The organism is Nonomuraea sp. NPDC052129 (assembly GCF_040680095.1).
In the GTDB taxonomy this organism is placed as follows: domain Bacteria; phylum Actinomycetota; class Actinomycetes; order Streptosporangiales; family Streptosporangiaceae; genus Nonomuraea.
In genome coordinates this window covers 16985-39105 of the sequence record NZ_JBFAVX010000059.1, presented here as the reverse complement: position 1 = coordinate 39105, position 22121 = coordinate 16985, and the positions used below count along the sequence as shown (strand labels likewise).

The 22121-nt window shown below is 68.4% G+C and carries 17 protein-coding genes; 5 read left to right on the top strand and 12 right to left on the bottom strand.

Features of this window, described 5'->3' with window-relative positions:
• Window positions 1-444: 444 nt before the first annotated feature.
• From AB0L53_RS57675 to AB0L53_RS57665, 3 genes are all read right to left on the bottom strand, one after another.
• A complete protein-coding gene (locus AB0L53_RS57675) occupies window positions 445-3885 on the bottom strand; it encodes a hypothetical protein (RefSeq protein ID WP_364015109.1) in 3441 nt (1146 codons plus the stop codon).
• Window positions 3882-4169, bottom strand: coding sequence for a hypothetical protein (locus AB0L53_RS57670; protein ID WP_364015106.1), 288 nt, complete (start codon window positions 4167-4169; stop codon window positions 3882-3884). The genes AB0L53_RS57675 and AB0L53_RS57670 overlap by 4 nt, the downstream gene beginning before the upstream one ends.
• A 419-nt stretch (window positions 4170-4588) precedes the next feature.
• On the bottom strand, window positions 4589-4933 hold the full coding sequence (locus AB0L53_RS57665; RefSeq protein ID WP_364015103.1) for a hypothetical protein: 345 nt from the start codon (window positions 4931-4933) through the stop codon (window positions 4589-4591).
• A 319-nt stretch (window positions 4934-5252) separates the two neighbouring features.
• Between AB0L53_RS57665 and AB0L53_RS57660 the strand changes: the two genes are divergently transcribed.
• Window positions 5253-5735, top strand: coding sequence for a nucleoside deaminase (locus tag AB0L53_RS57660; protein WP_364015100.1), 483 nt, complete (start codon window positions 5253-5255; stop codon window positions 5733-5735).
• A gap of 132 nt (window positions 5736-5867) precedes the next feature.
• On the opposite strand, the gene AB0L53_RS57655 is transcribed toward AB0L53_RS57660, so the two are convergent.
• Window positions 5868-6632, bottom strand: coding sequence for a PhzF family phenazine biosynthesis protein (locus AB0L53_RS57655; RefSeq protein WP_364015097.1), 765 nt, complete (start codon window positions 6630-6632; stop codon window positions 5868-5870).
• Between the two features lie 164 nt (window positions 6633-6796).
• On the opposite strand from AB0L53_RS57655, the gene AB0L53_RS57650 reads away from it, so the two are divergent.
• Window positions 6797-7177 (top strand): cell division protein SepF, encoded by a 381-nt coding sequence (locus AB0L53_RS57650; protein ID WP_225302506.1) that lies wholly within the window; start codon window positions 6797-6799, stop codon window positions 7175-7177.
• Here the strand turns inward: AB0L53_RS57650 and AB0L53_RS57645 are convergent.
• The 5 genes from AB0L53_RS57645 to AB0L53_RS57625 all read right to left on the bottom strand — a co-directional run bounded on the left by AB0L53_RS57645 (window position 7174) and on the right by AB0L53_RS57625 (window position 14384).
• Window positions 7174-8517, bottom strand: a complete 1344-nt coding sequence (locus AB0L53_RS57645) for a hypothetical protein (protein WP_364015094.1) — start codon at window positions 8515-8517, stop codon at window positions 7174-7176. The two genes, AB0L53_RS57650 and AB0L53_RS57645, sit on opposite strands and share 4 nt — an antisense overlap.
• 92 nt (window positions 8518-8609) lie before the next feature.
• Entirely contained in the window at window positions 8610-10337 is a 1728-nt protein-coding gene (gene argS, locus AB0L53_RS57640) for an arginine--tRNA ligase (protein WP_364015091.1), read from the bottom strand.
• The gene (locus tag AB0L53_RS57635; protein WP_364015088.1) at window positions 10334-12622 is read right to left on the bottom strand and encodes an HAD-IC family P-type ATPase; all 2289 of its coding nucleotides are present in this window, start codon (window positions 12620-12622) and stop codon (window positions 10334-10336) included. Before AB0L53_RS57635 ends, argS begins: the two co-directional genes overlap by 4 nt.
• A 31-nt stretch (window positions 12623-12653) precedes the next feature.
• Window positions 12654-13679, bottom strand: coding sequence for a phosphate acyltransferase PlsX (gene plsX / locus AB0L53_RS57630; protein ID WP_364015085.1), 1026 nt, complete (start codon window positions 13677-13679; stop codon window positions 12654-12656).
• Between the two features lie 135 nt (window positions 13680-13814).
• The gene (locus tag AB0L53_RS57625) at window positions 13815-14384 is read right to left on the bottom strand and encodes a DUF1707 domain-containing protein (protein WP_364015082.1); all 570 of its coding nucleotides are present in this window, start codon (window positions 14382-14384) and stop codon (window positions 13815-13817) included.
• A 175-nt stretch (window positions 14385-14559) separates the two neighbouring features.
• Between AB0L53_RS57625 and AB0L53_RS57620 the strand changes: the two genes are divergently transcribed.
• Both AB0L53_RS57620 and AB0L53_RS57615 read left to right on the top strand, forming a co-directional pair.
• A complete protein-coding gene (locus tag AB0L53_RS57620; RefSeq protein ID WP_364015079.1) occupies window positions 14560-15882 on the top strand; it encodes a lysine 2,3-aminomutase in 1323 nt (440 codons plus the stop codon).
• A gap of 391 nt (window positions 15883-16273) precedes the next feature.
• The gene (locus AB0L53_RS57615; protein ID WP_364015076.1) at window positions 16274-17377 is read left to right on the top strand and encodes a hypothetical protein; all 1104 of its coding nucleotides are present in this window, start codon (window positions 16274-16276) and stop codon (window positions 17375-17377) included.
• A gap of 427 nt (window positions 17378-17804) precedes the next feature.
• Here AB0L53_RS57615 and AB0L53_RS57610 read toward each other — a convergent pair whose 3' ends face one another.
• From AB0L53_RS57610 to AB0L53_RS57600, 3 genes are all read right to left on the bottom strand, one after another.
• Window positions 17805-17960, bottom strand: a complete 156-nt coding sequence (locus AB0L53_RS57610; RefSeq protein ID WP_225302514.1) for a hypothetical protein — start codon at window positions 17958-17960, stop codon at window positions 17805-17807.
• Between the two features lie 179 nt (window positions 17961-18139).
• Window positions 18140-19036 (bottom strand): ABC transporter ATP-binding protein, encoded by an 897-nt coding sequence (locus AB0L53_RS57605; protein WP_364015072.1) that lies wholly within the window; start codon window positions 19034-19036, stop codon window positions 18140-18142.
• A complete protein-coding gene (locus AB0L53_RS57600; RefSeq protein WP_364015069.1) occupies window positions 19029-19961 on the bottom strand; it encodes an ABC transporter permease in 933 nt (310 codons plus the stop codon). The genes AB0L53_RS57605 and AB0L53_RS57600 overlap by 8 nt, the downstream gene beginning before the upstream one ends.
• A 484-nt stretch (window positions 19962-20445) precedes the next feature.
• Here AB0L53_RS57600 and AB0L53_RS57595 point away from each other — a divergent pair, with 484 nt between their 5' ends.
• Window positions 20446-22083 (top strand): ABC transporter substrate-binding protein, encoded by a 1638-nt coding sequence (locus AB0L53_RS57595; RefSeq protein ID WP_364015066.1) that lies wholly within the window; start codon window positions 20446-20448, stop codon window positions 22081-22083.
• Window positions 22084-22121 lie beyond the last annotated feature (38 nt).

Sequence of the window (22121 nt, the reverse complement as noted above, 5' to 3'; positions counted from 1 at the left end):
AGCTTCCCAGCGCCGATGGTACTGCACTCGGGAGGGTGTGGGAGAGTAGGTCACCGCCGGACAATCTTTAGATTGCGGAAATTGGGCTCCACGCACACGCGTGGGGCCCTTTTCTGCGTTTCGGGGGTCTCGCGCCTTGACGGGTGTGGCCCCCCTTTTTTCCTGTGTTGTAGGGGCCTCATGCCTTGCCGCATGAGGCCCTTTTCTCGTTGTAGGCGAAGGTCCTGTCGCGACCTTGAAGTTACGGAACGGACGCGTCGACCGGTTGATGATCGACGACCGACTGATGAACTATAGTCGTCCGCCATGGCCGAATCCTCCCCCTAGCTGATCGCGACCGCGGACGCCTACGACACTGTCGCCGACCTCTACGCCGTCCTCGCTCGAGACTCACTCGACCGTCTGCCACTGGCTCGCGCGATACTCGCCGTGGCGGCCGCTGGGTCAGGGCGCCGGACAGTGCAGCTCGGGCGGAGCCGGGCCGCCCATGTATTGCCGCCACTGATCGGCCGTGAGGTCCCTCCCAGCCGAGTGGCAGGCGGTCCACAGCCAGGCGCCGTCGTCGACCTGCCACCCGGCCACTATGCCCCCGTCCACGAGGCCGACAGGGGCAATGGTCCCTTCGGTGGCACTTTCGGTGGCACTCACCAGCATTTTCCCACCCGGTGCGAACCCCAGGCCGATGGAGGTCGTCTTGTAGCCCTTGGGCACGGGCAGGGTGCCGAGCCGGTGTCCGGACGGGTAGTCGATGAGCGCGACAGTGCTGTCGCTGTCGGTCTCGACGATCGTGTCGACTCCGTTGACGATGGGTCCGATGGCGCTGCCAGGTACCCCTCGCAGGGTTGCGGTGCGGGATCGTCCGGAGGCGTCCCAGATCTCCAGCGCTCCGCTGGAGAGCTGGATCAGCAGCTTGTCCCGGACGAAAGCGACGCCCCTCGCGTCCTTTCCGTGGATGACCTGGACCTTTCCTCCGGCGATATCGGTAACTTGGACCTGGCTGTTGTCTTGGTCGATGACGGCCGCGTACGTCGCCTCGGCGTTCGCGGCCGCGTAGTCCGGGGGTAAGGGAGAGGGATCGAACGTCGTCGGAGTCATGCCTGCGGGCCCCTGGATCCTGCGCAGGATCCGTCCCGTTGTGACATCCCTGAGCTTCACGGTTCCGGTGTCACCAATCTCCACCACCTGCGTGCCGGTTGAGGTCAGCTGTAGTAGCGCCGGCGCGTCGGTCTGGTGCGGAGGGGCGCCGGGAGCCGGCCACGAGCCGACGGACGGGAGCCCGGGGACGAAGGAACGGATTTGAGCGCTGTCGTCTTCCGTGCTGACAAGGATGATCTTCGTGCCGTCCGGTGTCCATAGTGGTGGACCGTAGGCGGGCATCCGTCCCTCCGCCGCTCGTTCCGTCGACCGGTCCGTGACGCCCGCACTGAGCGCCTGTACGTTCAGCGCTGAGCCGTTGCCGTCAACGACCGCGACGTGCCGGTTGCCGGGCTGGACCCCGATCCTGGGCTCGTAACAGCCGTTGCAGGACAGGGGAATGATCGCCTCCGACGCCGCGCCAATGCGTGTCACCTGGCTGAGGTCCCACAGGGTCAGCAGGTCACCGGATGCCGAGAGCAGCCTGTCGTTTCCGGGCCCGAGAAAGGCGAGACTGTCGTAGCGAATCAGGCCAGCCCCAGTAAGGGCGGTGGGTGGCTGCCGATCCTGCGCCGATCGCACGCTCATGGACACGTAGATGGTGGTGTTGACGCCCTGTGCGACGCGTGAGCCGTCGGCGCTGAGCGCCAGTGCCACCGGCTTGGTGCCCTGCGTCGCCGCGGTGAGGGTGGGCCTGTCGTAGTCAGGCGAGCCACTGGTCGCCCACAGCGGCAACCAGGTGCTGGCGTTGGAGTAGGTGAAGTAGCCGCCGTTCGCCGAGAGGGCCGACGCGTAGTTGTGGGCACCGAAACCGACTGCGCTGCCGCCGAGGTGGTTCAGCTCGGGCACCGACACGCGTGCCCAGCTGCCATTTGCCTCGTCGAGGAGAACCAGCTGTCCATCGTCCGGGGCGGAGATGCGGTCGGGCGCGCTGCTCATGTCCTTCAGCACCTTGTCGCGAATGCGGCCGGTGGTCGGCTCCATGAGGAGGAGCCGCGGTTGGGTGAGGCCGTCCTCCGTGGCGACCGCCACGTAGCGGCCGGAGGGAGAGACGGCCACCGCGGTCGGTCGTTGCCCGGGAGGGAGACTCAACGATCGCGTGTAGCGGCTGGACGACCAGATCCGTACCGCAGTGTCGTCCATGGCCGCCCCAGTGTCGCCACCCGCGTCGATCGCGATCATCTTCACGGCGCCGCCGAGCGTGGCCGCCTGCTGCCGATGGGCGTCCCCCAAGCCGCCGGAGGGCCGCCACGTCAGGACCGTTCCATCCGCGGTTCCCGCGGCGACGGTGTGCCCATCGCCTGAGGCGGCGGTGGCCGCGATCGGACCGCCGGCCTGGAGGCTCCGGACCAGGTGAGGGCTTGCCGTCACCGCCTGGAACAGGGCGGCCCGGCTCTGTGGTGTCGGGTCGTGGTGGTACGCCTGAGTGGCGAACAGCTGAGCCAGCCCGGTATCGGTGTTCAGCAGGGCGGCCGAGACGTTCGCGAGCTGTGCGGCCGTCTGCTTCCGCGTGGCGGCGGTGGCCTGGATGTTCGACACGACGGTGCCGGAGGTCACGGCTGCCATGAGGATGGCGGTGGCGGTGACGAGCCGTGCGGTGCGCCACTGCCGGGCGTACCGCTCGGCCTGGCGGAGGGTTGTGGCGAACTTCACCGTGGCGGGGGGCTCGGAGATGTCCGCCCGGTTCTCCTCTGGGACGACGAGTTGCCAGCGTTTCCGCTGTGCCACCTGCAGCTTCGCGCCCAGCCCGCCGACGCGCGCGAGCCGCGCGGCCGCGTCGAGGCACCCGGTCACGGCGGTGCCGGGCCGCAGCCCGTACACAATCGCGCGTAGCCCGGCCGCGCTGGGCCGGTTGGAGACGGGATGGCGGAACAGCTCTCGCAAGCCCAGGGCGAACGCCGCGCCGAGCGAGCCGCCACTGATCTGGAGCGCGGCTGAGGAGTGCCCGGGGAGTACGATGCGCCAGAGCACGCACCTGCCCCGGTCCGGCCAGGGAGAGGCATTCCAGGCGTGAGACAGGGATGTCGTGAAGGACTGGCCGGTGCTGCGTGCCCCGGCCATGGCCTGCGGATCGGGGAACAGGCCCACCGGTCCCGCCCTCAGTTCCCGCAGTTCCAGGACGCCTGCGACCCCCTCGTCCCGGCCGGTCCCATCGTGACCGACCCGGTCGAACACGACGGACACCCGTACGACAGGCCGCTTGCGGCGTTCCGCTCCCGCCAGCAGCAACGCGGTGAGGCCCACCATGATGTGCGCCCGGCCGGCGCTCACCGCGTCCACCAGGTATGCCAGCCGCCGCTGGACTCCCTGCGGAGCGTTCGGCACCACCTGAACCGGAGCGGCGAATCCACCGAGCAGAGCTCCTGGTGGCAGCAGCCGGGCCTGGTTCCACGCCTCGTTCGCCGGTTCTAGGGCTTCGACGTGCGCTTCCGGGGAACCGGACGCGCCGCAAAGGGCTTGGGCGACAAGATAGGCGAGGTCGGCCGGACGGGGACCGGCTGCGCTGCCGTCAGGGACGTTCCTGTTGATCCAGTCCCGCCAGCATCCGGCCTGGTCCTGAAACAACCAACCGGGATCTTCTCGTACGGCCTCCTGACAGCACTTCCACCACAGCTGTTCCCGGCCGATCAGCCGGTCCAGCAGACCACCCGCGCTTGTCCCCCGCCTGGTGCCGAGTTCGGCGAACAGCTCCTCCAGGGTGGCGCGGCAGGGGTGCCGCGGCCGCGCCTCCAGCGCGCCTGGGACGGTCACGGCAGGGCCTCGTCGATCGTCAGCCGCAGCTCTTCCGAGACGAGTTCGCGCACCCGGCGCCAGGCGTCGCGGGTGACCTCGTTGACGGCGGCCTTGACCGAGTCGGCCACCGTGGCGGCCTCCCAAGCTGTCCTCTCCGTGACCGGCACAGGCACCGAGGCCGCCCAGCCGCTGCCGCCGTCGAACCCGGGAAGCGCGATCTGCGCGGTGGCGGGACCGAGGTCCTGTCCGGCCATCGGGATCAGCAGCGTCCGCTCACCGTCGGCGGCCGAGGTGTAGCGCACCGAGATGACGGCAGGAAGCTCACGGAATTCGCGTAATACGACGTCCAGCGTAAATTCCGCTCTGACCGCCGGGTGGCGGCGGACGAAAAACTCTGCGCGGCCGTCAGGCGAGGCCGCCTCCACGACGACGGGCTCATCGTCGGAAGCCAGGAGCCCGTCCGGCTCAGGGAGCCGCGGCAGGGGAAACCAATGAGTGCCCGCCCGATCGGTCCTACGGGAAGAGTCTGACGGTGTCGGCCCGTACATCGTCCGACCGGTCGCCTGCTCGGACGGTACAGGAAGGTCGGCTCCGATGAAGGAGGCCCAGTACCGCTGTCCGAAGGTGTAGCCATGGCGTCCCCGACCAACCGACGGTGTCACGCGCGCCACGTCCGCGTTCGTCAGCCGGTCCCAGTAGCGGCGCAGAAAAGAGGCACCGGTCATTCGATGCCCTCACCATTCTGTCCCCGTCGCCCGGCCGCGCGGCCGACACTCCCGAGTAACGCCGGCGCTGCGGCTCCTACAGCCACAGCGGCGTAGAAGCCGCTGATCTGGGTGTGCAGGAGAGCCGCCGCCGCGCATCCGAGCGCCGCACGTGTCACGGCGACAGCCCCGTCGGCTGCCGGATCGATGAACTCGCTGATGCGGGGGCGGCGCTGGCGTTTCCTCTTGAGCGCCGCGTGGCGTGCTTCCCGCCAGGCGCTCAGCCGGTTCCAGGTGGTGATGGCCTCCACGACCAGCCCGCCCATGGCCCCGTACCCCATCGCGACGGACCAAGACAGCATGCCGTCTCCCGCCTCCTTACGTGATCAACGTGAGGCTGTCGCGCGTCGGCTGGTCCCCGTTGCCGTGGCACGGCGTAGCGCAGTCATGCCCGTACGTTACGCCGTTGCCGCATTTTGTACAGAGAATCGCATGCCGATGCCGAACCAGCGGCGCACGCTCAGCCTGCCCGTGCAGAGCACGTTCGTCCTCACTACCCGCGTCGACCCCACAGCCAGATCTCCCTGACCGGCCGCACCGTCCTGGCCTGGTGCGCTGAGAGGCGTCGCACCCCGACGCCCTAGCATGGAACTCGAAGATCCGAACTCTGGGAGAGGCACTGTGACGACCGAAACCGACCTGCGGCACCTGCGGCGATGTGTGGAGTTGGCGACGGAGGCGCTGGAGGTGGGAGACGAGCCGTTCGGGTCCGTGCTCGTGTCCGCTGACGGGATCGTGCTCGCCGAGGATCACAACCGCGTGGCCGCCGGTGACCACACCCGGCATCCGGAGTTCGAGCTGGCTCGGTGGGCCGCAGCGCATATGACGGTTGACGAAAGGGCGGCCGCGACCGTCTACACCTCTGGGGAGCACTGCCCAATGTGTGCGGCCGCCCATGGGTGGGTCGGGCTGGGGCGCATCGTGTACGCGAGTTCGTCGGAGCAGCTTGCCGGGTGGCTGGCCGACTTGGGTGTTCCGGCGCCGCCGGTGCGGACGCTGCCGATCCAGCAGGTCGTTCCCGACGCTGTGGTGGAGGGGCCGGTGCCGGAGCTTGCCGCCCAGGTGCGGGAGCTGCACCGCCGTCGGCACGGCGCCGCCGGCTGAGGTTCGCCCGCTACGGATGCCGTCACAGCCGTCTTCCGAAGTCCGCGATACGGGCTCCGGCAGGTCACGTGGCGGCGGGGCCGCACAGAAAAGTGCGGGCCGCGTCAAAACGTGCAGCGTCCGCTCATCCCGTCAGACGTGTAGCTCCCCCGACAGCACAGTGACCGCTCGCCCCGCCAGGTGTACACGATCCCCGCCCAACCGCACGTGCACCAGCCCGCCCCGAGCAGACAGTTGCGCGCCCACCATGGTGTCCTGCCCCAGCCGCTGCCCCCAATAAGGGGCCAGTGCGCAGTGTGCCGAGCCCGTCACCGGGTCCTCCGGCACTCCCACGTTCGGGGCGAAGAAGCGGGAGACGAAGTCGGTCGAGGAGCCCCGTGCCGTGACGATCACGCCACGGGCTTCGATGGTGGCCAGTGCCGCGATGTCGGGTGCGAGTGAACGTATCGTCGCCTCCGATTCCAGCTCCACCACCAGGTCGAGATTGCTCCTCCCGACCTGCACCGGTGCAGCTCCGAGTGCATTTTCCAACCCGTCGGGAACGGCCGCCGGTGACACTTCCTTCGCCGGGAAATCCATCGTGATCATGCCGTTGGCCATGCGATTCACGGTGAGAGTTCCGCTCGCCGTACTGAATTCGAGCTGACCGCCGGCCGCACCTGTGGAATAGAGCACATGTGCGGTGGCCAGCGTGGCGTGGCCACAGAGGGAGACCTCGACCGCGGGGGTGAACCAGCGTAGCGAATCGCCGAGCAGGAAGGCGGTCTCCGACAGGTTCATCTCCGTGGCGACGGCCTGCATCCATGACTCGGGAGAGGGCGAGTCCAGCAGGCACACCGCGGCCGGATTGCCTCGGAAAGAAGTGTCGGTGAAGGCATCTACAGTGAACACGCGCATGTATCGAGGCTATCGGGGGAGAGATATCCAGGTGATACCTGGCCGCTAGCCGTACAAAATGGAATTAGTTGTGGGCGTGTCGCACGGCGAACTTCTCGTCGTCGGTTAACGTCCAATGGTGGGACGTGCCGATTGAGGTGAGTTCCTGAGGAAAGGACAAGCCGATGGGGGCAGTGCGCAAGGTGGTGAGCTACCTTGGCCTGGGCGGGATCGACCACTACGACGACGGCTACGACGACGAGCAGTACGAAGAGGAGTACATGCCGGCGACGGAGCGGGCGGCGAGGCGCTGGCGTTCGACCGCCGACTCGTCACGAATCGTGATGGTTCAGCCGCTCAAGTACAACGACGCGCCGATGATCGGGCAGCACTTCCGTGATGGCCAGACGGTGATCATGGACGTGACGGGCATGCCGATGCCGGAGGCGACCAGGATGGTCGACTTCGCGGCCGGTCTTGCCTATGGCTGTGAGGGTCGGATCGAGCGCATCGCCGACCGCGTGTTCCTGCTCGCGCCGGCCCACGTGGAGATCGAGAGCTCCTAGGCCGCGCGCGGGCCGCGACGGATCAGCCGGGTGAGCTCGGCCGAGTCGTCCGTGGCCTGTTCCGCTCGCGTGACTGCCTCACGCGCGTATCCGTGCAGCGCCCACACCGCGCCGTCGGCCAGCTCCTTGAGCTCGGCGATCTGGGCGGCCACGTAGCGGGCGTCCGATTCAACGGCCTTGCGGCGCCGCCAGAGTTGCCAGCCCGCCAGGCCCAGTAGTGCCACCCCCGGTGCGGCGAGCACGGGCACCCCCAGCCCGTCGGCCAGCAGCGCTCCGAGGAGCAGACCGGCCCCCGCCACGATCAGCGCGACGGCCGCCCATGGCGGCCGTCGCCGCATCGTGCCCTGGTCCACGATCTCGCGTTCGGCTGCCGCGAGCGAGGCATCGTCCGGCCCCTCGGGGTGCAGCTCGATGTCGTGGCCGAGCAGTGACACGGTCACCGTGTCGGGCGGGGTGAGCCGACTGTCGGATTCGAGCTCCTCCGCGACGCCGCGCAGGATCGGGCCCGCCACGTGCAGGGCGAGCGCCGCCAGATGCGGATCGGCGCCGGGGCGCAGGTCGTCGAGGAGGTGCGAGCTCAGCGCGGCCATCGGTCCCGCGGGGCCGCCGAGTCCGATGAGTGAGCGGAGTACGGCCAGCGGCTCGTCCTCCTCCCACGCGGCGGCGGGGCTGCCGGAGCTGTTGGTGAGCGGGGTGGAGGAGTCGTGCTCGGCCTGCTTCGCCGAGGTGATCTCCGCGCATCGGGCACGCAGCCGAGCGAGCCGCGCGGCTGCCTGGACGGGCGTGGCGAGTTCGGGGATCTCCGCCATCTCCGGGAAGTCGAGCAGCGAAGGGGGCACCACCACCGACGGCTCGCCGGGGAGGAGCGCCTGCGTCCACTGCGCGGCGTCCGCGTGCTCGGGTACGGCCACCGCGTCGAGCTTGCGGAGCACGAAGATCTTCCCGGCGGGGCCGTACGCGCCCCTGGCCGCGGCCAGCCAGAGCGCCCGCTGACCGTGGGTGACTGGCTGGTCGAGCGACAGGTCGCCGAAGGCGGTGCCGAGCCAGGAGGCGTGGATGCGGCTGCCGTGACCCGCGACGGCCAGGGCGAGCGCCAGGAAGAGCGCGGTCTGCTGTTGGTCGCGCCCGGCCGCCTTGCTCAGCGGCGCCAGCGGATCGTCACCGGCGAGGATCGCCACCAGCGCTTCGACGGCGGGCGGCAGCCAGTAGCCAGGTTTGTCGGGAAAGTCGGGCGGGGCCGGGGGCGCGGCGCCGTTGGCGGCCAGGTGAGACAGCAGCGCCTCGGCATATCGGTGCAGCTCGGTTGCTGCTTGGGGGTCGGCAGTCAGGTCCGTGCTCAAGGCAGAGAACTCCCCCATAGTGGCCTCAGTTCATGACCGCGTAAAGCCTAGCCGGGGGGCGCGCCGTCCAGGTGGAGGCGCGCCCGCACGTGCTACATGCGCTCGGGCACCGGGACGCCGAGCAGATCGAGCCCTGTCTCCAGGACTCGCAGGGTCAGGGCGCAGAGAGCGAGTCGGTGCGCCTTCGTCTCGGCGTCGACCCCGTCCTTGGCCACCGGGCACTCCTCGTAGAAGGTGCTGAAGAGGCTGGCGGTCTCGAACAGGAAGGCGCAGAGTCGGTGCGGCTCCGACAGGGCCGCGACCTGCTCCACCAGCGCGCCGAAGCCCAGCAGGTGGAGGGCCAGGGCGCGCTCGGCGGGATGGCCGAGCACGATGCGGCCGGTCGTGTCGGCCGGGGCCACGCCCGCCCTGCGGAAGATCGAGCGAATTCGGGCCGTCGCGTACTGCATGTAGGGGCCGGTGTTGCCGTTGAACCCGAGCATGCGGTCGTAGTCGAAGACGTATTCGCTGTCGTGACTGACCGACAGGTCGGCGTACTTCACCGCGCCCATGCCCACGGCCTGCGCGATCTCGGCCCGCGTGGTCTCGTCGTAGCCGCGGTCGGCGATGGCCGCCGCGGCCCGGTCGACCGCCTCCTGCAGCAGGTCCATCAGCTTGATCGACTCGCCGGACCGGGTCTTGAACCGGCGCCCGTCCTTGCCCAGCATCATGCCGATCTGGACGTGCTCGGCTGAGACCGTTTCGGGCAGCCAGCCGGCCAGCTTGGCCGCCGCGAACACCATGCGGAAGTGCAGCGCCTGGTCGGCGCCCACCACGTAGAGCATGCGGTCGGACTTGAGGTCGTCGACCCGGTAGCGGATCGCCGCCATGTCGGTGGAGGCGTAGCCGTAACCGCCGTCGCTCTTCCTGACGATCAGGGGCAGCGGTTTGTCGTCGGAGCCGGTGAAGCCGGGCGGGAAGACACAGAGCGCGCCCTCGCTCAGCACGGCGACCCCGGCGGCCTCCAGGTCGTCGCAGGTCTTCTCGAGCATCGGGTTGTACATGCTCTCGCCGGCGATGTCGGCGTCGGTGAGTGTGACGCCGAGCATGCCGTAGACCTTGTTGAAGTAGCGGATCGTGGCGTCCATGAAGACGTGCCAGAGCCGCAGGGTCTCCGGGTCGCCCGACTGGAGCATGGTCACCCGCTTGCGCGAGCGGACCTTGAACTCCTCGCCGCCGTCGAACTGGCTCCTGGCCGCCTGGTAATACTCGGTGCCCATGCCGGCTTCGAGCTGCGCGACCGCGGCCTCCTCGCCGATGTCGAGCAGATGCTCGATGAGCATGCCGAACGGCGTGCCCCAGTCGCCGAGGTGGTTCTGCCTGATGACGGTGTTGCCCAGGTGCTCGTGCATGCGGGCCAGCGAGTCGCCCACGATCGTGGTGCGCAGGTGACCGACGTGCATCTCCTTGGCCGCGTTGGGCGCGGAGTAGTCGACCACCACGGTCTGCGGCGGCGTGGCGAAGCCGACGCCCGCGCGCGGGTCGTCGAGCATCGCGGCCGCCTCGGACTCGATCCACGAGTCGTCGAGCGCGATGTTGAGAAAGCCGGGACCGCTGACCTCGACCGTGCCGGGGAAGTCGGACAGCTCCGCGGCGATGGCCTCGGCGACCTCCCGCGGCGCGCGTCGCAGTCGCTTGGCCAGGCTCATCGCGACGTTCGCCTGGAAGTCGGCGAACTGGGAGGGCCGGATCAGCGGATCTGCGTCGGCGTACTCGGAGCCGAACGCGTGCGCCAGCGCCTGCTGGACGCGCTCGGTGAGCACTGTCTGCGGGTCGGTCATGGTCTAAGGGTACCGGCGACCTTGACCGCCACGCTGATGCCCGCGGCAGCCACCACGGAGATGCCGACGGCGGTCAGATCGTTGCCCAGATCGCCGGGTTCGAGGGCGAAGAAATGCCGGATGAAGGGGATCGCGAGGGCCAGCGCGAACAGCCCGGCCATGGCGCCGATCATGGCGATCCGCCCCAGGGTGAGCGGCTTGGTGATCAGGATGAGCACCCACCAGGTGGTGAGGAAGAGCGCGATCGTCGCCGACGTACGGTCCTCGATCAGGGTGGAGGTGCCGGTGTGCGCGGCCCAGAACGCCAGGGACACCGCGCCCGCGCAGAGCAGCCCGGCGGGTACGGCGAAGCGCAGTACCCGGGGCACGAGTCCGGGCTTGGCGCGTTCGAGTGTCGGCGCGAGCGCCAGGACGAACGCCGGGATGCCGATGGTCAGCGCGTTCACCAGTGTGGAATGGCGCGGCGCGAACGGGAACATCAGCCCGAGGACCCCGGTGAGCAGCGACAGGGCGATGGCGTAGAACGTCTTGGTGAGGAACAGGTTCGAGACCCGCTCGATGTTGGCCAGCACTCGGCGGCCCTCGCCCACCACGTGCGGCAGCGAGGAGAATTTGTCGTCGAGCAGCACCACCTGGGCGACTGCCTTGGTGGCGGGACTGCCCGCGCCCATCGCGATGCCCAGGTCGGCGTCCTTCAGCGCGAGCACGTCGTTGACGCCGTCGCCGGTCATCGCCACGGTGTGGCCGCGCGACTGGAGCGCGCCGACGAAGGCGCGCTTCTGCTGAGGGGTGACGCGGCCGAACACGGTGTGGGTGTCCAGCAGCTCGGCCAGCTTGGCCGGGTCGTCCACCGGCAGGGTACGCGCGTCGATCGCGCGATGGCCGTCCGGAATCCCCAGGCCGGTGGCGATCGCGGCGACGGCATCAGGATTGTCGCCGGAGATCACCTTGACCGTGACGCCCTGCTTGGCGAAGTACCGCAGGGTCTCCTGCGCGTCGGGCCTGATGCGCTGCTTGAGCGTGACGAGCGCGACGGCCTCCGGCGTTCCGTTGGCGAACGCCAAGCTGTCCGTACGGCACAGCGCCAGCACGCGGGTGCCGGTCGAGGCCAGCTCGGCGGCCCGCTCGTAGCCGTTGGCGGTGGCGTCGAGCAGGACGTCGGGGGCGCCGAGCAGCCACACCCCGTGGGGGCCGAAGTCGGCGCCGCTCCACTTGCGCGCCGAGGAGAACGGCACCACGTCGACCGCCGTCCACCCGTCGGCCGCCGCGGGGTAGCGGGACTGGATGGCCTTGGCCGTGGCATTGGGCCGGTGGTCCACGTTGGCCAGGGCGGCGAGCGCGTCATGGATCGGCCGGCCCTCGCTCAGGGGGAGTACCTCGCCGAGGTCCATGCCGCCCGCGGTGAGCGTGCCGGTCTTGTCGAGGCAGAGCACGTCGACCCGGGCCAGGCCCTCGATCGCGGGCAACTCCTGGACCAGGCAGCTGCGGCGGCCGAGCCGTACGACGCCGACCGCGAAGGCGATCGAGGTCATCAGTACCAGGCCCTCGGGGATCATGGTGACGATGCCGGCGACCGCGCCGGTGATGGCGGTGCCGAAGTCGGCCGAGTTGCGCAGCTGGCTGTAGAGCAGCAGCGTGCCGATCGGGATGACGAGCCAGGTGATGTATTTGATGAAGTTCGTGACGCCGTCACGCAGCTCCGAGCGCGCGAGGTGGAACCGGCTCGCCTCCTCCGCCAGCCGTACGGCGTAAGCGTCGGTGCCGACCTTCGTCGCGACGAACGCGCCCGAGCCCGCGACGGCGAAGCTGCCCGACAGCACCTCGTCGCCCGGCAGCTTGTGCACCGGATCGGCCTCGCCGGTCAGGAGCGATTCGTCGATCTCCAGTCCGTCGGACTCGACGACCTCGCCGTCCACCAGCAGACGATCGCCGGGCCCGAGCAGGATCAGGTCGCCGAGCACCACCTGGTGAGGCGGGATCTCCTGGTCGCGGCCGTCCCTGCGGACCGTGACCGGCGCCTTGTTGATCACCGCGAGCTTGTCGAGCGTGCGCTTGGCCCGGAACTCCTGCACGATGCCGATCAGCGCGTTGGCCACGATGACCAGTCCGAACAGCCCGTCCTGCCACGCGCCGAAGATCAGGACCAGCGCCCAGAGCACGCCGATGACCAGATTGAACAGGGTGAAGACATTCGCCCTGATGATCGCGCCGAGCGACCTGCTCGACCGGCGTGGCACATGGTTGGTCTTCGCCCCCGAGACCTGTGCTGCGGTTAAGCCGTCCACACAACCCCCTGATTTGTGGATCCGCCACAGACTATGGGGTTCTCAGGCGATGCGGGCGGTGTGCGGCCGCGATTCTGTCGCCGATGCGCGCCACGACGCCCTGCGCCGACAGCTCGGCGGCGAGCCGGCAGGCGGCGCTGATGCCGGCCGCTCTGGACGAGCCGTGGGCGATCACCACGGTCCCGTTCAGCCCGAGGAGTACGGCACCGCCATAGGCCTCGGCGTCCAGGCGGCTGCGCAGCTCGCGCAGGCGTGACCGCTGCAGGAACGCCCCCAGCCTGGCCGTCCTGCTGTCGTCGATGGTCCGCCGGAGCTCGCCGAACGCGTAGCGGACCGCGCCTTCCATGGTCTTCAGCGCGACGTTGCCGGTGAAGCCGTCGGTGGTGATCACATCGGCGATGCCGGTCAGCAGGTCGTGGCCCTCGACGTTGCCGATGAAGTGGAGGCCGGGGGAGCCTTGCAGCAGTTCGTGGGCCCGCTTGACGATCTTGTTGCCCTTCTCGGCCTCACTGCCGATCGTGAGCAGGCCGACCTTGGGCATGGAGATCTCGTACGCCAGCTCGGCGTAGACGGACCCCAGATGCCCGAACTGCACAAGCATCTCCGGCTTGACCTCGGCGTTCGCGCCCGCGTCGAGGAGCAGCGTGGGTTTCGGCAGCGTGGGCAACGCGACGGCGATGGCCGGCCGGAGCACCCCCTGCTGGGCCTTGAGCCTGAGCCGGCCCGTGGTCACGATCCCGGCGGTCGAGCCCGCGGACACCACCGCCGACGCGTCGCCCCGCCGTACGAGATGGCAGGCGATCGCGATGCTGGAGCGGGGGCGGCGCAGGCTGGCCAGCGCGCCCTCGTCCATCGCCAGGGCCTCCTCGGCCCGCACGATGGGGATCTCCTTGGTCGCGTCGTGGTCGGCGAGCGCCTCGTAGAGCACCTTGGGCGAGCCGACGAGCACCACCGCCAGCCCGCGCTCGCGCACGGCGTGCACGGCCCCCGCCACGATCTCGTGCGGCGCGTGGTCGCCGCCCATGGCGTCAAGCGCGATCGGCCTGGTGTCGGACAAAAGGTCACCTCGTACGGCTCGCGGAGCGTTCCTGTGGTGCGGCCGGAACGCGGTCGCGCCGCGGTCGGCCCCCCGTTTCGCCCCCGTCCGCATCGTAGGCAGGGTGTCCGCCGGGCCGATCGGCGGGTGGCCGGGTCAGCCGACGCTGTTCAGGTTCCAGTCGGAGACCTCGCGCGAGACGATGACCTTGGAGAACATCGACCGGCCCGTGACCCGGATGAGCGGGCCGTCCTCGCGCGTGCCGCCGCTCACGTGGCGCTTGCCGAACATGGAGCCGCCCTCGTCGACCACCTGGGCGTTGTCGGGCACGAGCACGATCAGCTTGCTGAAGCGGGCGTCGGCCTCGATGGTGATCTCCCGGCCAGGCAGCACGGCGTCCGTCAGATCGATGATCAGCGCGCCGAACCTCGCCGACAACTTGGTGTTGCGGGAGGCGACCCAGCGGCCCTTCCTGATCACCTTGCTGAACTTCGAGTCGATCGTCTGCTGCTCAATACCGAGGGCCACCATGTTTGGCGCCGACACATCGGGCAGGTCAGAGGTGATGGGGGCCAACTCTCCGACGGTCTTGGCCGTGTAGGCAGCGTCGAGGCGGTCCGCGTGTTCGAGGCTGGTGAGCCTTCCGGTGGCGAGGGCCTCACCGAGCACAGCGGCCACGCGGTCGCGGTCGGCGTCGGAGGCGCGCAGAACGGGATCAGGGGTCACAATTTGCCAGTCTATTCCCTATCGCGATATGTCGCGAGTGGTCAAACCTCAGCGAAAACTTGGAGACCAATGGAACCAGGGACGCCGTGCATAGCGTCCGGGTATAAGAACCGTAGACGCATGACAGGCGCCAGAGGTTTACAGCGGATCGAACAAAAAAGATGGGAAAGGCTTAGTGATCTTGAACCAGGCGGGCACGCGCCGCTTCAGGGCGTACACGTCCAAGCACCTCGACGAGCTCCTGCGACGTGCGGGGCTCGACGATGAGCAGCGGCTGAGGGTACGCGCCGTCGCCACCGTGCTGCCCTTCCGGACGAACGCCTACGTTGTGGACGAGCTCATCGATTGGTCGGCAGCGCCCGACGATCCCATATACCGTCTCGTCTTTCCCCAGGAGGACATGCTTCCGGCCGCGGACGTCGCGAGGCTGGCCGACCTGCTCAAGGCCGAGGCGCCCAACGTCGAGATCCAAGCCGAGGCCAACCGGGTGCGTGCACAGCTCAACCCGCACCCCGCCGGGCAGAAAGAGCTCAACGTCCCCCGGATCGGCGCGGAGCCGGTGCCGGGGCTGCAGCACAAGTATCCCGAGACCGTGCTCATCTTCCCCAAGCAGGGGCAGACCTGTCATGCCTACTGCACCTACTGCTTCCGATGGGCGCAGTTCGTCGGCGACGCGGACCTGAAGTTCGCCTCCGACGACATCGACCAGATGGTCTCCTACATCCGTCAGAACCCCCAGGTCACCAGCGTGCTGATCACCGGCGGCGACGCCATGATCATGGGCGAGCCGGTGATCAGGCGATACATCGAGCCGCTGATCGGCCTGGAGCAGTTGGAGTCGATCCGGATCGGCACCAAGGCGCTGGCCTACTGGCCGCAGCGGTTCGTGTCCGACCCCGACGCCGACGCCACGCTCGAACTGTTCGAGCAGGTCGTGGCCGGGGGCAAGAACCTGGCGTTCATGGCCCACTTCACGCACCCGCGCGAGCTGGAGTCGCCGCTGGTCGAGTCCGCGGTCAAGCGGATCCTCGGCAGCGGGGCGACGATCAGGACCCAGGCGCCGCTGATCCGGTCGATCAACGACGATCCCGCCATATGGTCGGGCATGTGGCGGCGGCAGCACAGCATGGGGATGATCCCGTACTACATGTTCGTCGAGCGCGACACCGGCCCTCAGGACTACTTCGCGGTTCCGCTCGCCCGCGCTTACGAGGTCTTCAGGGAGGCCTACTCCAAGGTCTCAGGGCTCTGCCGGACCGTCCGGGGGCCTTCCATGTCGGCCACCCCCGGAAAGGTGTGCGTCGACGGCGTGACCGAGATCGCCGGTCGGCGGGTGTTCGTGCTCCACTTGATCCAGGCCCGCGACCCCTCTCTGGTCGGCCGGCCGTTCTTCGCCGAGTACGACCCGTCAGCGGTGTGGCTGACGGACCTGCGTCCGGCCTTCGCCGATCGCTTCCCGTTCGAGGTCTCCGTGGAAGACATGCTCGTGCCGGCCTGAGCGGTCAAGCGCGTGCCCCGCAAGCGGAAAGATTGAGCCCCCGGCCCGTGACAATTGTTTTCCCGACCGTTGTCGACGGGCCGTCGGGGCGCCTCTTCTGAATGCGGGTGACGTCAACGGAATATCGGACATACACCCCGGCTATTTCCCGATTTGTCTCCCGACTCGACACCCCTCCCATGATCGCCTCTGGGCGGCTGAAGGCCGTGTGACGTGGACTTTCCGTACCCTGCGCCCGGCCGACCGCAGTGATACAACTGCGTCAGTAGCTCAGCCGGGACGGCGCGCTTCGTGTGGTGCCCATAGCGTGTACGCCACGGCATTCGGGGGTTATCGAGACGCATCTCAGCTTTATTCGAGAGCGCTCGATCACGAGCCGGGAAGGCAAATCATGAAACGTATTATCAAAACGGCGGTCGCCGTCGCGGGATTGGCGCTGGCCGCGGCGTCGTTCGCGTCGGCCGCCCAAGCTGAGGCCCGTTACTCCGCGGTCGGGAGCCTGTCGGGGGGCGGTGACCCGATCCAGCCTCTGGGCGGTGTGAACGGCCTGAACGGCTTGTCCGCCGGGGCCAAGGTCGGTGGGGTTCTCGACACTGAGGTGTCCGGTCCGCGAGCCACCTCTGAGCGGAGCGCCGCTACTGAGCGGGTCGCTCTTCGGGCCATTCCGCAGCGGAGCGCCGCCACCGAGGAGGTTTCGCCGTACTTCGGCGGCCGCCTGACGAGTCCGCCGCCGAGCAAGCGTACGGGGCGGCACGCGGACGGGCCCAGGGGCGGGCCCATGGATGGGCGCATGAACGGCCCCCTGGACGGCCCCAGGGGTGGGCCCATGAACGGGCCTATGAACGGCCCCAAGGGCGGGCCTATGAACGGCTCCAAGGGCGGCCCGATGAACGGGCCCATGAACGGCCCTAAGAACGGACCCATGGACGGGCGCGCGGACGAACCCATGGATGGGCGCGCGGACGGGCGTAGGGACGGGCGTTGGGGCTGGGGCGCGGACCCGCGTGCGCATGGGCGTAGGGGCTGGGGCTCGGAGGCGCATGCGCACGCGAGCACCCGTACAGGCGCTCACGCGGACGCCCAGGCGGGCGACCACCCGGACGGACGTGCGGACGCACGTGCGGGTAGGCGCAGGGACCGGCTCGAGAACCGGTTCGAGGACCGGCTGAAGCACCAGCTCGAGAACCAGTTTGAGGACCCGAGCACGGACCCGCGCAGGGACCCGCGCAGGGACCCGCGCACGGATCGGCGTACGGGCGAGCAGGCGGGCGTGGGCGAGGTGCCCGGTGCCGCGCGCCTGGCGGAGCCGGTCGCGTCCGTCGACGAGATCGCCCCGCTCGTCGAGGACGCGTCCCACGCGGTCTCGACCTACGGGAAGAAGGCCGCCGGGAGCCTCAGCGGCTCGGTGGCCCCGCTCGCGGGGACCACTGAGGCGACGGCGGACGCTGTCTCGGGCTTCTCCCGCACGGCCGATCGCGGCGTGATGGCGATCTGACCCAGGCTGGTCGCGATGTGATTGCGATCTGGCCGAGGCGCCTTCCGGATGTCGGCCGTTCGAGCCGTGGTGGCGGTTCGCGAGTGTCATAGGTGCGTGCGCTCGGGAACGGGCCGCGACGGCCACGAGACGGCGCGTCCGGCGGGAAACATGATCGAGGGTCGGTGCGTCCCCTGGAACGTGGGACGCACCGCCACAGAACCGGCGTGGCCGGTCGGCGAGCGCCAACGGTGCCGGGGCGTTCGACACGCCCGTCGCGCATACGTCACGAGCCGCCCGCGAGAGCGGGTGGTCTTCTGGCCGGCCCGGGCGGACGCGCCCGGGCATGGGCCGCGCCGGCGCACCGCCACACTGCAGGGCTGTGGCGCCGCGTGAGTCGCGGCTCGCCGCCGGTCCCGGATCCCCGGGGCCGGCGGCATCGTCATTTCTACAGCAGGCGGACGCCGGTGCGGCGGGCTATCTGGGCCTGCAGCCTGGCCATCTGCCAGTGGAGGTCGATGAGTTGCTCGGTCAGTTGGGCCCGGGGAACGTCTGCCACGTCCTCGACGGCCAGATGGTCGATCGCGGCCGCTAGCTCTCCCATCGCGCGCTCCCACTCCATCGGCGTCCTCGTATCGAAACAACGTTCGAATGATATCGGAACACCGGCCACGGTGTCAGTTATTTGCCCCGCGAGTCGCGCGGGCATGGCCGCGGGCATGACAGAACCGCGGACGCCTGGCAGAGGCGTCCGCGGGAGCGGCGGGGGTCGGCCCTGGGGGATCAGCCCTTGTTGTAGGCGGCGAGGACTTCTTTGGGGTCGCCGTCCATCTTGATCTTGCCCTTGTGCAGCCAGATGACCCGGTTGCAGGTCTCCTCGATGACCCTGAGGTCGTGGGCCACAAGGAAGACCGTGCCCGCCGACTCGCGGATCTGCTTGATGCGTTCCTCGCTCTTCTTGCGGAACTCGCGGTCGCCGGTGGCCAGGGCCTCGTCGATCAGCAGCACGTCGTGCGTCTTGGCCGAGGAGATGGCGAAGCGCAGTCGGGCGCCCATGCCGGAGGAGTAGGTGGACATCGGCAGCTGGACGAACTCATCGATGCCGGAGAAGTCGACGATCTCCTGGTATTTCTCCTGAACCTCGCTCGGGGTCATGCCCATGGCGTAGCAGCCGAGCACGATGTTGCGCTCGCCCGTGAGCTCGCGCATGAGTGCCGCGTTGACGCCGAGCAGCGACGGCTGGCCGTCGGTGTAGACGGCGCCCGAGTGCGGCGGCAGGAGGCCGGCGATGGCGCGCAGCAGCGTGGACTTGCCCGAGCCGTTGCGGCCGACGACGCCGATCGCGTCGCCGTGATAGGAGACGAAGGTCACGCCCTTGACGGCGTGCACCTCTTTCATCTGCGGGCGGCCCTGGCGCTTGACCAGCCGCGTGAGGGCGTTGACCGCGTTGCCCTTCTCGTTGTCGCTGGCCGCGCCGTAGACCCGGTAGACGATGTGGAGATCGTCGACGATGACTGTGGGCGTGCCCGTGGGGACGTCCAGGGGCCGCTTGCCGGCGGGGGCCGGGTCGGGGTGCACCCTGACGTCCTTCTTGGGGGCGTCCGCCTTGGGGACGACCTCGCCGGGGACGGCGGGCTCCTGGCCCTTCACCTTTGACAGCTCCTTGGTCAGTTCAGCCACGCCCGTACCTCTCCTCAGCTCGCCAGAAGTACCAAAAGCCGAAGCCGAGTGCGAACACTGCCCAGAATACGCAAGACAGCACCACCATCATCGGGGGGTTGTGCCCATTCTCCGGATGGTAAGTCGCGATGAGGATGTCGCGCATCCACTCGATGTAGGAGGCCGCCGGGTTGAGGTACATCACGTTGGCCACCCATTGGGGCCAATGCGCGCCGGTGACCACCCTGTCCTGGATGGAGAAGAAGACGCCCGAGGCGTAGAGCCAGGTGCGGGTGATGAACGGCAGCAGCTGGTTGAGGTCGCGCATGGACGAGCCGAGCCGCGCGATCACCAGGCCGGCACCGATGTTGAACAGCGTCTGCAACAGGAGCACGACCGGGATCAGCAGCCAGAACCAGTTGGGCAGCTCGCCGGTGAGCATGACGAGCGCCAGGAGCACGCCCATGGAGATGGCGAGCTGCTGCAGTTCCTGGATGGTGTACGCCAGCGGCAGGGAGGCTCTGGGGAAGTGGAGCGCCCGGATCAGCGACAGGTTGCCGGAGATCGACTTGGCGCCCGCGGTGACCGTCCGCTGCGTGTAGGTGAAGACGAACATCCCGGTCAGCAGGAAGGCCGGATAGTTGGGGACGTTCTTGCTGCCGCCGAGGATCAGGCCGAACATCAGGAAGTAGATGGCGGCGTTCAGCAGCGGGGTCAGGACCTGCCATAGCTGGCCCAGAGCCGAGCTGGAGTACTTCGAGACGTTGCGCGAGGTCGCGTACGTCAGGATGAAGTGTCGGCGCTCCCACAGCTGGCGCACGTAGACAGGGAACCTCGGCCGTGCGATGGCACGGCGAAGCCCGTATCTCTGGGCGAGCTTGGCCAGCGGCTCCCCGCTTCGGCCGCCCGCCTGGGCGTCCGCTACAGCGGATTCCGGCTGGCTCATGGCAAGGACTCTATTGGATCCGGCTCGTTGAGGTGTCTGCCGCGACGGTTCGCGACAGACTGTTGGACGGTGTCCCGCGTTGACCGGTTCCAAGGCTGGTACCAGGGCATGCCAAGACTCGCTCAACCGTAGCTCAGCGACACGCGGGATGGCGGCTAGGGCGCGACCAGTGGCGCCAAGGGGGTATTTTTCATCAGCTGTTCACGTCCCGTAGTGTCCGCTTTAGAGGTTCTTCGGTGGCTTTGGTGCTCTATGCGAGAAATGACTGTGACGTTGGATAAGCGCACGTGTGACCGAACTGCAACGCGCCAGAGACTCCCTGGTGGCAAGTAGTAAGGGATAGTCGCGATCGACTGGCAGGGCGTCGGCTGGTTTGACCAGGTCAGCCAAACCCGGGGGACGACAAGGAACCCCCGTCAGGCTGCTCACGATCATCGCAGCTCAGCGCTTACGCCCACCTGTTTGAGGGAGGAATCTTTTTACCATGCGTGTTACTAAGGGCGCACAGATCGTCGCCGGTACCGCGCTGCTAGCCCTCGCGGTTGCCGCGTGTGGCGGCGGCGGATCCACGACCGGCAACCCCGCGTCGAGCGGAGGCGGCGACACGCCGGTCCGCATGGAACTGGGCGAGCCGCAGAACCTGCTGGTCCCGTCGAACACCACGGAGTCCGAGGGCGCTGAAGTCCTCGCTGCGGTGTTCGAGCCGCTCGTCAACTATGACGAGAACAAGCAGGTCGTCCTGGCGGCGGCCGAGTCGATCGAGAGCACCGACAACAAGGTGTGGACGATCAAGCTCAAGCCGTACAAGTGGCAGGACAACCAGCCTGTCGTCGCGCAGAACTACGTCGACGCGTGGAACTACGCGGCCAACCAGGACAACGCCCAGGGCGCCGGCTACTTCTTCGGCCGCGTCGAGGGTTACGCCGACCTCAACCCTGGCGAGGGCAAGCAGGTCACCACCAAGGAGATGAAGGGCCTCAAGGCGGTCGACGACTCGACGCTGCAGGTCACGCTCACCGCGCCGTTCTCCCAGTTCAAGACCATGCTGGGCTACACCGCGTTCTACCCGCTGCCCAAGACCGCCTTCGGCGCCGACGGCAAGGTGACGCAGGAGTACGGCGAGAAGCCGATCGGCCAGGGCCTGTTCAAGCTCGACAAGCCCTACAAGAAGGGCACCGACCAGTCCATCGACCTGTCGGTCTACGACCAGTACCCGGCCAAGAAGCCGAGTGGCTGGACCAAGCTGCAGTTCAAGCTCTACAACAGCTCTGAGACGGCCTACAACGACCTGCAGGCCGACAACGTCGACATCCACGACTCGCTGCCCGCCTCGGCGATCTCCAGCGCCAAGACGGCGCTCGGCGACCGCTACCAGGACCAGCCTGACGCCGGCGTCGGGTACATCGGCTTCCCGCTGAAGTACAGCGACGAGTACAAGGACGTCAAGGTTCGTGAGGCCGTCTCGATGGCCATCGACCGGAAGACCATCGCCGAGACGGTCTTCAGCGGCACCCGTTCGCCGGCCGACGACTTCATCAACCCGGCCATCGACGGCTACCGCCAGGGCGCCTGCCAGGCCTGCCAGTACAACCCCACCAAGGCCAAGGAGCAGTACGCCGCGGCCAAGGGCCCGGCGAAGCTGGAGCTCGGCTACAACGCCGACGGTGGGCACAAGGAGTGGATCGAGGCCGTGGCCAACAACCTCCGCGCCAATCTCGGCGTCGAGGTGACGGTCAAGCCGTTCGAGAAGTTCGCGAGTATCCTTGACGCCCTCGACAAGAAGGAATACAAGGGCCTGTTCCGGATGGGCTGGGCGATCGACTACCCGTCCGCCGAGAACTACCTGACGCCGATCTTCTCGACCGGCGCCATCAAGACCGGTTCGAACTACGCGGGCTACTCCAACAAGGCGTTCGACGAGACGGCCGCCAAGGGCGACCAGGCGGCGACTCCGGAGGAGGGCCTGAAGTTCTACCAGCAGGCGGACGACATCCTCATCAAGGACCTTCCGTACATCCCTGTGTACTTCTACCGTAACAACTCGGGATACTCGACCAAGGTCAAGAACGTCAAGATCAACCTGCTCAACCAGGTTGAGTGGGCCGACGTCGAGAAGGCCTGACGCTGTTCGCGGGGGCGGGCGCCTAGCCGCCCGCCCCT

What these genes read in the sequence shown, in the direction of transcription:
- AB0L53_RS57595 (WP_364015066.1), top strand. Translation starts at nt 20,446, where the DNA reads ATGCGTGTTACTAAGGGCGCACAGATCGTCGCCGGTACCGCGCTGCTA.
- AB0L53_RS57600 (WP_364015069.1), bottom strand. Translation starts at nt 19,961, where the DNA reads ATGAGCCAGCCGGAATCCGCTGTAGCGGACGCCCAGGCGGGCGGCCGA.
- AB0L53_RS57650 (WP_225302506.1), top strand. Translation starts at nt 6,797, where the DNA reads ATGGGGGCAGTGCGCAAGGTGGTGAGCTACCTTGGCCTGGGCGGGATC.
- AB0L53_RS57610 (WP_225302514.1), bottom strand. Translation starts at nt 17,960, where the DNA reads ATGGGAGAGCTAGCGGCCGCGATCGACCATCTGGCCGTCGAGGACGTG.
- AB0L53_RS57655 (WP_364015097.1), bottom strand. Translation starts at nt 6,632, where the DNA reads ATGCGCGTGTTCACTGTAGATGCCTTCACCGACACTTCTTTCCGAGGC.
- AB0L53_RS57665 (WP_364015103.1), bottom strand. Translation starts at nt 4,933, where the DNA reads ATGCTGTCTTGGTCCGTCGCGATGGGGTACGGGGCCATGGGCGGGCTG.
- argS (WP_364015091.1), bottom strand. Translation starts at nt 10,337, where the DNA reads ATGACCGACCCGCAGACAGTGCTCACCGAGCGCGTCCAGCAGGCGCTG.
- AB0L53_RS57615 (WP_364015076.1), top strand. Translation starts at nt 16,274, where the DNA reads ATGAAACGTATTATCAAAACGGCGGTCGCCGTCGCGGGATTGGCGCTG.